Below are 12,093 nucleotides of genomic sequence, written 5' to 3'. Positions count from 1 at the left end.
ATCTCAGGGAGATAGATAACGCCATCGCTGCCCGTTGTGTAGGTGCCGACGATCTCGCCGTTTACCTTACGGACTTCAAACCTGACGCCAGAGATACGCTTACCACTGCTCTCATCACTTTTGATGATCTGCAAGCCACCTGCGGGAGTGTTATAAAAATACAAGGTCTGCGTATCGTTGGGATCAACCACGACGGTCTGTGTGCGGCTGTTCTCGTCGATGGTGTAGCTAGGGATCGTCTCAACCTCCGTCACCACAACGGTGCCGGAAATGCCGGAGAGGGTGATCTTGCCCTCCTTATCCGTCCAGTACAGGCCGTTGGAGGACAGCGTGCCGCCCTCGGCATCTACATACGAGCCATCCGCATAGACGATCTTGAACTGAACGCCCTCCAGCGGTTCCTTTGTGATGGAATCCTGCTTGACGATGATGAGGTTGCCCTTGGGCTGATTTCTGAACTCTACCGTGGTGACTTCGTTGGATTTGACCTTAACCGTCTGCGGCGTATCGTCCAACAGGTACCCCTCTTTGGCGCGGGTTTCCTTGATGATGAGCGTCGTACCGGGGGCGATGTCGGTAATCGTGAACGTGCCTGCGCCGTCCGTCACGAACTTGCCGTTGGCGTTGCCGATGAGATTGCCGTCGGAATCCGTGACAAGAAACTCAACATCCGGGATGGGGGCATTTGTTACAGCGTCCACCTTTTTGACGAGTACGCCGCCCTTGGGCTGATTGCGGAATTCCAGCGTCATCACGGCATTGCGCTTGATCTTGATGCTCTGCGGCGTATTGTCGAGGATATATCCGTCCTTGGCGCGCACCTCTTTTGCGATAACCGTCATGCCGGGGGTCAGCCCATCAATACGGATGGTGCCTGCGCTGTCGGTCACATACTTACCGTTGGCAGTGCCGATCACACTTCCATCCGAGTCGGTCACAAGGAACTCAACATCGGAGATAGGAGCGCCGGTTACAGCATCCTTTTTGACGATAAGCAGCGAGCCCATCTTATCGTTTCCGAAGGTCACGGTGATAACATCCTGATCCTTACCGGAGAGATAGACCGTTTCCGTGGCGTCGGTGATGACGTACCCGTCCGGCGCGGAGATCTCCTCACAGACGTAAGTGCCTGCCTTGAGGCCGGTTACAACGATGGTTCCATTGCTCGAAGTGCGGTACTCGCCGATAACCGTGCCGCCCGTACCGGAGGTGCCGCCGAGGAAGCGGATGCGGAACCATGCACCCTCCAACGGCTGACCGCTCTCGCTGTCCACCTTGCGGATGATGATGGCGGAAAGAGGCGTATTTTCAAAGGTCAGTACCTTGCTCTCGCCACCGGAAATGAAGCATTCCTGCGTGGCAGGCTCTTTAATGGAATAGCCATGCGGCGCTTCCAGCTCCGTCACCTTGTACCAGCCGTCCTTGACTTCGGGAAGGATGATCTTGCCGCTTTCATCGGTGTAATAAGTGCCAAGATCATTTAGCTCACCGCTATCGGTATGATTGCTGGCATACCAGATCTGGAACTTAGCACCCTTGACAGGATCGCCGGTCACACTGTCTACCTTGCGGATCTCCAGCGTCGGCTTGAGTGCATTGAAGAAAGTAACGGTGGAGGTTTCACCTGCCTTGAGCGCTACTTCCTGCGGAATGGGACAGAGAATGACATGGCTGGGAACATTGGTCTCCGTCACCCGATAGGTGCCAACGGGGATAGAATCGAGGAAGATACGTCCGTGACTGTCGGTGGTGGCCGTGGTGGAGTAGCTGCCGTCGATCTGCTCGATGCGGTAGGTCACGCCCTCGATGGGTTCCCCATTGGCGATGTTCTTCTTAATGATCTCAAGACCCGGTTTTTCATAGTCAACGAAAGTAACTTCGCTCGTCTGGCCGGGGCGGAGCGCCACGGTCTGCTCCGTATTGGATAAGATATAAGGCTCAGGAACGGATCCTTCACGCACGACATAGACGCCGGCGGGAATGGCCGAGAGCGTCGCGGAACCATCCGTACCGGTCGTAACGGACGTGGAGAAACTGCCTGTGACTGACTTTACCGAGAACACCGTACCAGCGATAGGCTTGCCGCTCATGGCGTCGCGCTTGATGATTTTCATATCAGGCAGCGCGTAGTTCTCGGCAGTCACGGTGTACTGCTTGTCTCCATCGGTCGTGTCCACATAGACGCTGATGGGAGCGGAGTCAGCGCAGTAGCCTGCCGGCGCTTCGGTTTCCACGAAGGACCACAAGCCCTTGGTGACGTCCTTGACCTCAATGATGCCACCGTTTTTGGTCACATCACTGCCGACGATCTGACCGTCACGGTAGATGTTGAATTTTGCACCGTCCAGCCCACGGGTCGTTCCGGCAGCCACCTTTCGCAAGGTAATGTCCGCATCTCCCGCGGGAGGAGTCGGCTCGTCACCGCCTTGCGGCATATCCTTTACCACCAGCTCACGCGGGCCATAGTAGTTGAAAAATGACTGATTTTTGCGGTTGCTCGAAAGGGCAAATACCGCCCATTTTGCACTGTCGTTCTCTACGATGGATGCGACCATGCCCTGCGCGGCATATTCCTCGATCTGGCGCTGAAATGCCGCGTCTTCCTGTGCCTTCTGCGCGAGCATCCAGTCGATGAGACCCAAGTACATTTCGTAGGTATCGGCGTTGGCGTAGCCGCCTGCATCGCCATCCCCGCCAGGTTCTCCCTTGTAGCTCTGATGGTCCCACACATAGGTTTGGACCGCCATAAAGAGCTGGCCTACATTGGATGCCTTGCTGTCGTTGATGTAGGTCATGAGCCACTTGACATTGGCAAGCGTCGCGGCGTCCATCTCACCAAGGCCGCTATTGGCAATGGCGGTCTTGAGCACGGTGTCGGCATCCGCATTGGTAGCCGAAGTGTAGGTATAGGAATCAAAGAATGACTGCGTGGCGTTGTGGTAGCCGAGTCCGCTGTCGAGGCAGTAGAGCAGCCGTCCCGCCGCCATCGGTGGACGATAGCTGTACGGCGTTCCGTTGGCGAGCAGTCGGGTGCTCCAATAGGCTTGATCCTTTGTGATCGTGATGCCTTTGCCTGTGCCGGATGCGGCAAGCGCCGAGGTCGGCAGCAGGCTTAAAATCGTTATCAATGTCAGAAGCAATGACAACAGGCGTTTCTTGATAGATCTCATAGAGTTCTCCTTTCCGATGAAGCGTAATAAAACAGAGCAGACCTTGCCGATCTGCTCTGTCCTGATAATAGTTGATGATTTACTTGTTTGTGGGGGTATCTACCCATGAGATGGAATATCCGTCATAGAGGAAAAGCTGCACGCAGTACCAGCAGGGATTTCCGTTATCGTTGACGCCCCTCGCCAATCCGATGCCAATTTCGGACAGCTTCGGATTGAGCATATTCTTATTATGCGTCGCTGAGGTAGTCCAGTCTGCTACCGCTTGCTCGGCAAGCGTCTGTTCGGATAACGTCCACTCTGCAATGCGATGGATATTTTCGGCCATGTAGGGACAATTCGTGATGGTATTGAACTTTTGACCATCCGGCCTTGTGTGCGAATAGGCCGTATGCGCGGCCATTTCATCGGCGCGGACCTGCGCCGCCTGCATGAGCTTGTCGTTGACACGCAGCGCGGCAACGCCATTTTCTTTGCGTAGGGCATTGGTCCGATCCACGATGTCTTGCTTCATGGCGTCTGCATCGTCGGCAGCTTCACCTTTTGCCGGGGCTTCGCCGGTGTAGGGCTTATCTGTCTCGATCTGGACGCTCCCATCCTCGGCGTTCCAATAGACGTTGAAGCCGACGGCCTTTCCGATGTCACGCAGCTTCATGTAGTTGTTGTCATGGATGGCGTAGGCTTCGATCCGGACCTCCTGCCCGTCCACAAAAATGTGGTTGGTGCTGTACTCGGCCAGAATGCCCGCGGCATAGGCACTGGTGCCGCCAAAGACGAGGGCGCCGACGACAAGGCCGGTGAGAAAATTTGCGTGTTTCATGGTGTCTGCCTCCTTTGATTTTGTTATGCTTTCAGTCTAAAGGAGACGGAAAAGTTCGTCAAATTTTCGCACGAGCCTGCACGCACCAGCGGTAATCCGGCTGATTCATCACGCAGGTGACGAGGGTGATGATATTCTCCGTGCTGTCATTCAGCACGCTCATATCATCCACGCTCACCTTATAGACGGCATAGACCTCATAAGTCCTCGTGCCGAGCTTGGTCGTTAGCTTGATGGTGTCGCCAATATCGAGCGTATGTATCTTGCCGAAATGATTGTTCACGCCGCGATTGTGACCTGCAATCGCCACATTGCCGTCCCAAATAGACGTGCTGGCAAAATGCCCAGCGCCCTTGCGGAGCGCGTCACTGTCCGTCCCCTGATACACCTTGACGGACAAGCCGAGCGTGGGAATTTTTAGCGTGGCAAGATAGCCGCCGCTATAGTAGAGGTCACTTGTCACGGCGGTGTAGCCGATGGGCTGATAGCTCCAACTCCCGATTTCTACTCCATTCGAAGGCAGTATCGTCACGCCGCCTGTGCCGCTGACCGCTCCCGTGGTCGAACCGCTCACAAGGTTCGGCGTCAGGCGCTCGCCCGCGTTCAGCGTGTAGCTGGTCGGGCTTCCAAAGGCAGGCGGGATATACGCCGCGTCCTTGCCGCGGTTCGTGTTGGCAGGCTCGTCCGTGGTGACATAGATGGTATTGTCCGAGGTAGGCCGTCCAAACAGCCCCGCGTCCGGCGCATCGAAGCTATACTCCAGCGCAGACGCAGATATGGAAAAAAATGTCAGCATACAGCAGACGGCGGCAAGTGATAGAATGTATTTTTTCATGCGGCGTAACCTCTCTTCTTGTTAATATAGCGCTGATAGCCTTTGTATCCAGCATAGCCCGCGCCGGAGAACACCAATACACCGAGCGCGGCGAGCAGCGGCGTTTTGTTCTCAAAATGCGTCTCACCGTGGGACGTAAAAATAGCGGTGTAGAGCACGGTGTCGCAGCTCGTCTTGGTAACATCGCCTTTGTATTCCACCGTTACGGTGTAGCCGGTGGCGGTCTTATAGCTCGCCGTTCCGGTATAGCTTGCAGCCGCCGTATAACGCAAGGGTACTTCGTATCCGTCCATCGGATCGGTCGCAGCCTCCTGCCAGCTCACATCGGCAAGTGTCAGGGTGCGGCCATTTTCCTCCACCGTTTTCGGAATTAACGACACATCGGCGTCGGAGAGGTTGGGATAGGTGCGCTCTGCCGTCACCGTGCGGCTTCTGTTCTTGTAGCCGCTGGCTTCGACCTGAATGGTGGTGTAGTCCGCGGTCAGCGTGCCGGTATATCCATCCTCCGTAGTGACCTCCATGACCGGCTCAATTACCTTGATGATCTCACTCATGTCCTTGGTGCTGCTCTCCAGCGTAATGATTTCGATGTGCTCCTGCGTGTCCGTCTCCGTCTGGCCCGCTTTGAGCAGGTCAAGGAGCTCATAGTGCCGTCCCTCGCGTTCAAAGCTCTGTGTGGGAATAGCAGCGGGATCGTCCTTTGTGCCAAGACAGTAGACCTTTTCCAGCCGGTATACGCCGCCGCTTTCGCTGCTGTGTACCTCAATGGGATAGACGGTCGGGATAGTGGGCGGCACGGTATCCTCTGCCGCCATAACGGGGACCGCTCCAAACGCCAGCACAAGCGCGAGCGCAAGGAGTGTGACTGTGCTTTTCTGTTTTCTCATGTAGGAAAATCCTCCTTCAAAATTTGTCCCATCGTGGGACATGAATGGTAGAAATACTTATAAAATCAAAAAGCCGTCGCAAGACGGCTTTTGTGGTGTGTTCCCCTTGCTCACCGTATACGGCGGCGAAATGTGAGCGTCAAGGTCCGACCAGTCCGCAGACTGGTCGGCTCGCGGAAAATGCGCAAGCATTTTTCGGCCTTGACGCTTACGGGGCGACGGCGTACTCTCCGGCAAGGGAAACACACCGCCTTATCTCGTGTATGCTGGACGACCGCGGCGCTGCTCCTGCTGCTTGGGATTGATGGTGCGGTCGATGCTGTCTCCGATGCTCTTTGCGGTCTGCCGCTGCTCCTCCAGATATGTACCGCGCATTGCGGGGTCGCATCCATCAAAGGATGCTGCCAGTTCGCTTGCATCGGGCAGCTTGCACGGCACGCCAAAGCGTCGGCAGACCATGTAGCCGATGCTTTCGGCGTCGATCTGGTAGGCTTCTCGGTTATACTGTGTGTTCCGTCCCTGATTGTGCATCCGCGCATGAACGCTCTCTACGGCGAGGGCAGCGAACACATCATGCGCGGGATGCTCGGTGTTGACGAGGATCGTCAGGGTGTTGGGATCGTAATAGGCGCTTTGCTCCAGCGTGTTATCTTCTTTGAGCGCAGCCCGCGCGCCCTGCATCAGCGGTTCCAGTGCGGCAATGAGCTTCGGGCTTCCCTCGGGAATGACCGCCTGCCCCTCCAACGGCCTGCCTGTGGTTTGGCTGATGTCGTAATAAACGCCCATAAAATAGCCGCGGGCATTTTTGTTGCGCGGCGGCACGAACACCTTTGCACCGTTCTGCATCGCCTCGTCCTGCACATAGCGTCCGACACTGTGCCAATAGTCGATCGAGCCGATCTTGCTGGCGTCGGGGAGCTGGATCAGGGTCAGCGCGACGTTGCCGGCACTGCATCGGATGTTGTCTGCCTGCAAGGTCAGATACTTCTGGTACAGTTCCGGCTCTGTGGTGACGACCTCAAATGCGGCGTCGCGCATCTGTGAGAGGTTTGTCCGTTCAGCCTGGCGGACTTCCCGCTGCTGCTCGCTCTGTGAGGTCGTTTTCTCAATAAGATCACGAATACTTATCATGGTGTAGTTCTCCTTTCTGCTTCATCGAATGTGTTCTTTGACCTTCATGCGGTCCGTGTTTCTTTCGGCGGAGAGCTGCCGCATGGCCTCCAGCTTCCCCAGCACAGAGGATCTGACATCATCCGTAGTCCTCTCCTGCGATGCTGTCGAGATACTCCCTCGCTCGTTCGAGGCTTTCTCGGACGGAGCGAGGGGGACTGCTTTTTTTGGCTCGTCCGCCTCCTTGACCGGCACGGGGTAGCCCAGCTCTTCCATAATACAGTTGAGATTTGCGGCATAGGTCTGCGTCGAAACGATGGTAATAAGGCCGCTGTCGTCCCCGCGCTTGCGGACCGGCAGATACAGCACACCGTACTGCTTTGCCGCCATCTTCCGGAAGCGCGAGAGGTCCTCCGCACGGATCTGAACGACTGCGGGAGGATTTGGGTCGCGGGCCAGCCGCGCGGCGCTGGCCTGCCCGATGACCTTATAATCCTGCTTGGACAGGGCAAGCAAGAGAGCAGCAACATTTTTAATGCCGCTCCCCGCCAGCTTGACCGCCGTTTCCGTTGCCTGCAAGCCTTCCTTGACCACCAGATCGGCAGCCTCTGCACTAACATCCATAAGAAATGCTCCTTCCAAAATGTGTTATCGTTCCTGCTGCTTGTATTTTCTTTTTTCCGCTTCCTTTTTCGCCCTTTGCTCCCGATACTGCTGTGTCTGCGTCTGCAATCGCGGAATGTCCGTTTCGATGCTCTGGCAGAGGTTCAGGCTGCGCCGCGCCTGCCGCAGATGCTCATTTGCAGTAGACAATTCCTGCGTCACATCCATGCCGCGCCGCTTCCATTCGTACAAGCCCTTGCGCCGCTCAGTCAGCGCGTCGATCTGCGCCTGCAAAGCGTCGTGGAGCATAGAGAGTTCCTGCACCGTCTCGATCCGGTTTTCGCGCAGGAATCGGAATTGCCGCTGGTAGCGGCGCAGCTTTGCCGCCTCCTGCCGGATCGTGAACGGCACGGGGCGGGACCGCTTCGGCGTCTTGCCGCGCAGGAGATAAATATAGTAAAGGTAGAGCGCGTGAAAGCCCTTGACCCTTTTGCGCGGCGGCATCGGCGCGTGTACGCGATACCGCTTCACCTTGCGCGGCGGCTTGTACGGCTGTAGGCGCTGCCGCTCGGCACGGGGAACGGCGAGCCGTGCGCGGATGGCAGCCTCGGTATAGTCCTCTCCTAAACTTTTCAGACGCACATAGCGGCTGCTGCCGCTTGGCTTGACAGCAAGGTATTTGCCTTGGGTCCTGACCTCATAGCCTTGTGCGCGGAGACGGATGAGGAAGTCGGAAAAGCTGCGTGCCCGCAAAAGCGCGGCGTCCACATCGGCGCGGACCGCACCGCGCACGGTCGGGCGACTGTGCTTCTCTGCGTCCCATTCAGCGTAATGCCTGCCCTCGTGCTCCGGCTCGATGACGAATAAGCCGCGCTCGCGGCTGACCACGTTGGATGTGCCGCGCAGCGTTCCAAAATAACTTTTGAAGTCGCTGCGGTATTTGCTGCCATCCACCAGAGAGACGGAATTGAACACGATGTGACAGTGCAGGTGCTCGCGGTCAAGATGTGTGGCGACCACGGCCTCGTACCTTTCACCCAGCAGACGGCGGGCAAACTCCACGCCGGCCGCGTGTGCCTCCTGCGGTGTGACCTCGCCGGGGGCGTAGGAATGGATGATGTGGTAGCCGAGAATGCCGCCGCATTTGTCCCACCGGCGCTTGGTCGCCTGCATCTCTGCATAAGCGGTCTCCACCGTGCAGTTGATGCCGGTCCGCAAGCGGTCTGCATGGGGCGGCGCGGTTTTCCGCTCATTGCCGATGTAATGGAGTGCGGCGGCAAGGTCGGTTTTTTGTTCGTTTGCGGCATAGGCAAGGCAATGATCCAGCCGTCGCCGGATGGGGATGATCTTGTCGTAAGCCATTCACAGCGTCTCCTTGACGAGCCGCCACGCCCGACGGACCAGCGCCGCGGCCTCCTGAATATCCGCTTCGCTGGCGCTTTGCTGTGCGTTCGCCCAATATGCGATCTGGTTGACATTGTTGCCGATGGCGGACAGCTCGCGTAGTAGGGCGGTATAGGTGTCGGGCGGGCGTGGGCGGAGTTGGACGCCGGAAACAATGCTGCGGATAAACGGGTCGATCCCCATACCGGCAAGCTCCGCCTGCGCCCTCAAATGCCGGTATTCCTGCTCGTTCATCCACACGCTGATATGACGGTTCCGTGTTCGCATAGCGGCTCCTTTCAGTTTGTTCTAAATTGCGTCTCACGGTGGGACGCAATTCCCGCGCTCACCTGACACGGCCTGTCCGCGTAGGCCTCTCCAGCCTCCGCGCCAGCCGTTTCTCACGCGATGCCCAATACTCCGGCTGGCAGGCTTGAAGCACACGGTCAATGGCACGTTCAAATGCAGCGGCGTCTTTGATCCGATCCGCAGGCGGCGTCCACAGCTTCTTGTCCATCAGCTCACGCAGCACCACTTGCTCACAGCAGTCCTCTTCAAACCATAAATAGCCGCCTTCGCGGAACCCGCATTTCCTTGCCTCCGGAGAGAGCAGCATGGCTGCCTCGCGCGTCACTCTCGCTCCGCCATGGCTCGGTGTTGAAACAAGGTCTATGCCGGGGAGAACGAATATGACCTCATCCATTTGTCCCCATGGGGAAAATTCATGTTGTATGCTCATCAGTCCTTTCATATCTCACGGTGAGATTTCATTTCGTACCGGGGGTCTGGGGTACACCCCAGCAAGCGTCATTTGTGCTACCAAATGACATACTTGCTGGGACAGCACCGCCATCGGCGGCGCTGTCTGTGACTGCGGGATCAATTATCGGGTCGGGGAACAATGCTTTTTTGTCACTCGTTTCTGTTCCGATTGGCGCTCTACAGAGAGTGCAGCCTCCAATGCCGCCTCATCCTGCCCCTCAAAGCGCACAGATTGGATGCCTCCGTTTTGCGGTCGAATGATTGGAAGATTCCGTGGGTAGTCCGCAAAGGGGACCGTGACGGTAAGACCGCTTTCATAGCGCAGCGTCACCAATGTGGCAGGGATCGCGTGAGTCAGAACACGCCGCACCTGTTCACGGTAGTCCAGCGGATGCACCGTCCCGACCACGATTCTACCCTTTTCCCCCTATAACATTCACACGGTATGCTATGATCCCCTCCGGTTCATCCGCATAATGCGTCCAGATGTTATGTGCGCTGCTGCCACGGATAAATGCTTCGCGTTCCAAAACGCACCATGTTCCGCTTGGCCTGCTCATCCAGAAAAAGCAGCGTTCCTCCGGTGCAGCGGCTTGTGCCGCTTCTTGCAGCTTCCTGCTGTCGTAAAGGAAGTCCGAGCGATAGTGCTTGGTATTCTTCTCTGTCACACGAGAGAGAAAGGATAGGAGGTCGATTTCTTTTTGCATCCTATCTCCCGCCATTCTCTCCATTCGGAGACAGGTACTTTTCTTCAAATTCCTGCGGTGTCCAGCTTCCGGCCTCCGCATCCAGCATCAGGTCGTCCGGTGCAAGCTCACGCTGCCCGTTGTCCATTGGGATAGGAACAGGTGTGAGCACCGTGCCGAGGAAAGTGCCGGATGCCGTGTCGGACACGCGCTTGGGACCGTTGTTCACCGTTTCCAATTCGTAGCGGTACATTCCAGGATACACGGCGTCATGGTCGATCCGCTTCTCCGTAAAAAGTGCAGGGATACCGAAAATCTCGATTTCTTTCATGCGTTCCATCTTGCTTCTCCTTAATGGCTATATATTTTTTGCTTTCGCTCATGCTCTCGCGTGGGTACCGCAGCTGCATCAATGATCTCCGCGGCAGTTTTGCGGATGGTGTTGAGCGCCTCATGCAGTTCTCGCAGCTCCTTACTCCTGCTCCAGCCCGCAACATAGCCGAAGGAGTAATCGGACACATCGATGCCGAAATGTCGGCAGACAACGTAGGCGACGCTTTCCGCCTCGACTTCCTTTTGACCGCGCGTCTTTTTCCCGGTTTCCTGTAAGCGTTCCGCGTTGTGAAGCACGGCGTGTGCGATCTCATGCATAAGCGTTTTGACGGTCTGCACCTCGCTCATGCCGGAACGGAGGACAATACGCTGCTCGCGGTCGCTGAAATAGCCCTTTGCACCGCTTTGCGCGATCGGCTCGATGCTCACAGGCACAGGAGAAAAAGCCACAAGGCGGTCGTAAATGCACTGGTAGTTCGGAACATCGCCGTACAGCTCAGCGACACCGAGGGATGGCAGCTCCTTGCCCTCGGTCTGACTCACGTCAAAGACGGTAACGACGCGGTAACGGGGGATGGTGATGATCGTGCGCTCCTGCATCGTGTTTCCATTCTCGTCCTTGACCGGCAGACCCGTAGCTGGGTCGATCTTGTCGTGATCCATCCATTTCCGCTTTGGGCAAGGCGCAAGGATCTGGATGCCGTGCTCGCCTGCTTTGACGCTTCTGCTGAAGTCCTTCTTCCATGCGTGAAAGCCAGCCACATGAGACGCATTGGGGTTTTGCAGAAAAATAAGTATGGTGTTGCGAAAGCTATAATGGTGGAATTTGGACATGACAGCGAGGTATTCCGCATAGCGTCCGCTCTCAAAAATATTCTGCGTGCCTTTTTCCAGCTGCTCCATCAGGTAATCCAGCCGCTCATCGGTAGTTCTGGCCATGCCTCAACGCTCCCGTTTCTTTGACTTCTTGTCTCGGTCAGGTACCTGCGCCTTTTGCCTCGGCTCGACCTTGAGTGTGATCGGCGTGTTGCCCTTTGCACCGATCAGCAGTTCGGCCATGCGAAATTTTTTCTTGTAGGTCTCCATCTGCTCCGCCGTCAGGCTGCCAAAGTGATCCTCCTCCAGTGCACAGACAAAGAACGGGCCGAACACACCGCCGTAGCCGCCCTCCATACTGCGGTTAAAGGGCATTCCTAAACTAATGCTGTCATCGTTGCCTACCACAGCGACCGGCTCAGCAAAGGGGTAGATGGCGGTGATCGTGCCGCCTACGACCTCCTGCATCCCATGCAGTCCCTCGATGTCCTTTTCATACGGGGCGTACCCCGGCTCCACAACTAATACCTTCATTTCGCCTTCCTCCTTCGGGTATGAAAAAAGGCTCTATCGCTGCTGCGTAGAGCCTTTCTTGAAAATGGAATCCTTTGCTTTCTGCTTTTCGTCCATCTGACGGCAGCGTTCCAGCTTGCCGTAAATGTCCTCCTCGATCTCGCGCGGTGTCATG

General features: G+C 56.5%; 13 protein-coding genes. All 13 read right to left on the bottom strand.

Annotated elements, in window-relative coordinates:
- Positions 1 to 3,170 (bottom strand): SpaA isopeptide-forming pilin-related protein (locus KQI17_RS12725; protein ID WP_253285834.1); only part of this gene is annotated, 3,170 nt, incomplete at its 3' end.
- Positions 3,171 to 3,249: 79 nt separating this feature from the next.
- Complete coding sequence (locus KQI17_RS12720) at positions 3,250 to 3,990, bottom strand: CAP domain-containing protein (RefSeq protein WP_216496580.1); 741 nt, start codon at positions 3,988 to 3,990, stop codon at positions 3,250 to 3,252.
- Positions 3,991 to 4,048: 58 nt separating this feature from the next.
- Positions 4,049 to 4,825: a class D sortase gene (locus KQI17_RS12715; RefSeq protein ID WP_022018162.1), complete on the bottom strand. Its 777-nt coding sequence runs from the start codon at positions 4,823 to 4,825 to the stop codon at positions 4,049 to 4,051.
- Entirely contained in the window at positions 4,822 to 5,712 is an 891-nt protein-coding gene (locus KQI17_RS12710) for a hypothetical protein (RefSeq protein WP_216496579.1), read from the bottom strand. The genes KQI17_RS12715 and KQI17_RS12710 overlap by 4 nt, the downstream gene beginning before the upstream one ends.
- A 252-nt stretch (positions 5,713 to 5,964) precedes the next feature.
- Positions 5,965 to 6,843, bottom strand: coding sequence for a hypothetical protein (locus KQI17_RS12705; protein WP_022018164.1), 879 nt, complete (start codon positions 6,841 to 6,843; stop codon positions 5,965 to 5,967).
- A gap of 21 nt (positions 6,844 to 6,864) precedes the next feature.
- A complete protein-coding gene (locus tag KQI17_RS12700; RefSeq protein ID WP_216496578.1) occupies positions 6,865 to 7,446 on the bottom strand; it encodes a PcfB family protein in 582 nt (193 codons plus the stop codon).
- A 24-nt stretch (positions 7,447 to 7,470) separates the two neighbouring features.
- Positions 7,471 to 8,787, bottom strand: coding sequence for a relaxase/mobilization nuclease domain-containing protein (locus tag KQI17_RS12695; protein ID WP_216496577.1), 1,317 nt, complete (start codon positions 8,785 to 8,787; stop codon positions 7,471 to 7,473).
- Positions 8,788 to 9,096 (bottom strand): MobC family plasmid mobilization relaxosome protein, encoded by a 309-nt coding sequence (locus KQI17_RS12690; protein ID WP_216496576.1) that lies wholly within the window; start codon positions 9,094 to 9,096, stop codon positions 8,788 to 8,790.
- A 58-nt stretch (positions 9,097 to 9,154) separates the two neighbouring features.
- Positions 9,155 to 9,547, bottom strand: coding sequence for a hypothetical protein (locus tag KQI17_RS12685; RefSeq protein ID WP_216496581.1), 393 nt, complete (start codon positions 9,545 to 9,547; stop codon positions 9,155 to 9,157).
- Between the two features lie 436 nt (positions 9,548 to 9,983).
- Positions 9,984 to 10,277 (bottom strand): hypothetical protein, encoded by a 294-nt coding sequence (locus KQI17_RS12680; RefSeq protein WP_216496575.1) that lies wholly within the window; start codon positions 10,275 to 10,277, stop codon positions 9,984 to 9,986.
- Position 10,278: 1 nt separating this feature from the next.
- The gene (locus KQI17_RS12675; protein WP_216496574.1) at positions 10,279 to 10,596 is read right to left on the bottom strand and encodes an LPD28 domain-containing protein; all 318 of its coding nucleotides are present in this window, start codon (positions 10,594 to 10,596) and stop codon (positions 10,279 to 10,281) included.
- Positions 10,597 to 10,607: 11 nt separating this feature from the next.
- Positions 10,608 to 11,528: an ArdC-like ssDNA-binding domain-containing protein gene (locus KQI17_RS12670; RefSeq protein ID WP_216496573.1), complete on the bottom strand. Its 921-nt coding sequence runs from the start codon at positions 11,526 to 11,528 to the stop codon at positions 10,608 to 10,610.
- 3 nt (positions 11,529 to 11,531) lie between these two features.
- Positions 11,532 to 11,939 carry a DUF3846 domain-containing protein gene (locus tag KQI17_RS12665; RefSeq protein WP_216496572.1) on the bottom strand — a complete coding sequence of 136 codons (408 nt, stop codon included), beginning with the start codon at positions 11,937 to 11,939 and terminating at the stop codon, positions 11,532 to 11,534.
- Positions 11,940 to 12,093 lie beyond the last annotated feature (154 nt).

The sequence above is a fragment of the Oscillibacter sp. MSJ-31 genome (genome assembly GCF_018918025.1).
Taxonomy (GTDB): Bacteria; Bacillota; Clostridia; order Oscillospirales; family Oscillospiraceae; genus Hominicoprocola.
Note: the sequence above shows the minus strand (reverse complement) of the source record. Positions and strands in the feature narration are given on the sequence as shown.

Excerpts from the sequence above, each read along its gene's own strand:
- KQI17_RS12685 (WP_216496581.1), bottom strand. The coding sequence starts at position 9,547 with ATGAGCATACAACATGAATTTTCCCCATGGGGACAAATGGATGAGGTC.
- KQI17_RS12720 (WP_216496580.1), bottom strand. The coding sequence starts at position 3,990 with ATGAAACACGCAAATTTTCTCACCGGCCTTGTCGTCGGCGCCCTCGTC.
- KQI17_RS12705 (WP_022018164.1), bottom strand. The coding sequence starts at position 6,843 with ATGATAAGTATTCGTGATCTTATTGAGAAAACGACCTCACAGAGCGAG.
- KQI17_RS12665 (WP_216496572.1), bottom strand. The coding sequence starts at position 11,939 with ATGAAGGTATTAGTTGTGGAGCCGGGGTACGCCCCGTATGAAAAGGAC.
- KQI17_RS12690 (WP_216496576.1), bottom strand. The coding sequence starts at position 9,096 with ATGCGAACACGGAACCGTCATATCAGCGTGTGGATGAACGAGCAGGAA.
- KQI17_RS12670 (WP_216496573.1), bottom strand. The coding sequence starts at position 11,528 with ATGGCCAGAACTACCGATGAGCGGCTGGATTACCTGATGGAGCAGCTG.
- KQI17_RS12680 (WP_216496575.1), bottom strand. The coding sequence starts at position 10,277 with ATGCAAAAAGAAATCGACCTCCTATCCTTTCTCTCTCGTGTGACAGAG.
- KQI17_RS12695 (WP_216496577.1), bottom strand. The coding sequence starts at position 8,787 with ATGGCTTACGACAAGATCATCCCCATCCGGCGACGGCTGGATCATTGC.
- KQI17_RS12710 (WP_216496579.1), bottom strand. The coding sequence starts at position 5,712 with ATGAGAAAACAGAAAAGCACAGTCACACTCCTTGCGCTCGCGCTTGTG.
- KQI17_RS12700 (WP_216496578.1), bottom strand. The coding sequence starts at position 7,446 with ATGGATGTTAGTGCAGAGGCTGCCGATCTGGTGGTCAAGGAAGGCTTG.
- KQI17_RS12715 (WP_022018162.1), bottom strand. The coding sequence starts at position 4,825 with ATGAAAAAATACATTCTATCACTTGCCGCCGTCTGCTGTATGCTGACA.
- KQI17_RS12675 (WP_216496574.1), bottom strand. The coding sequence starts at position 10,596 with ATGGAACGCATGAAAGAAATCGAGATTTTCGGTATCCCTGCACTTTTT.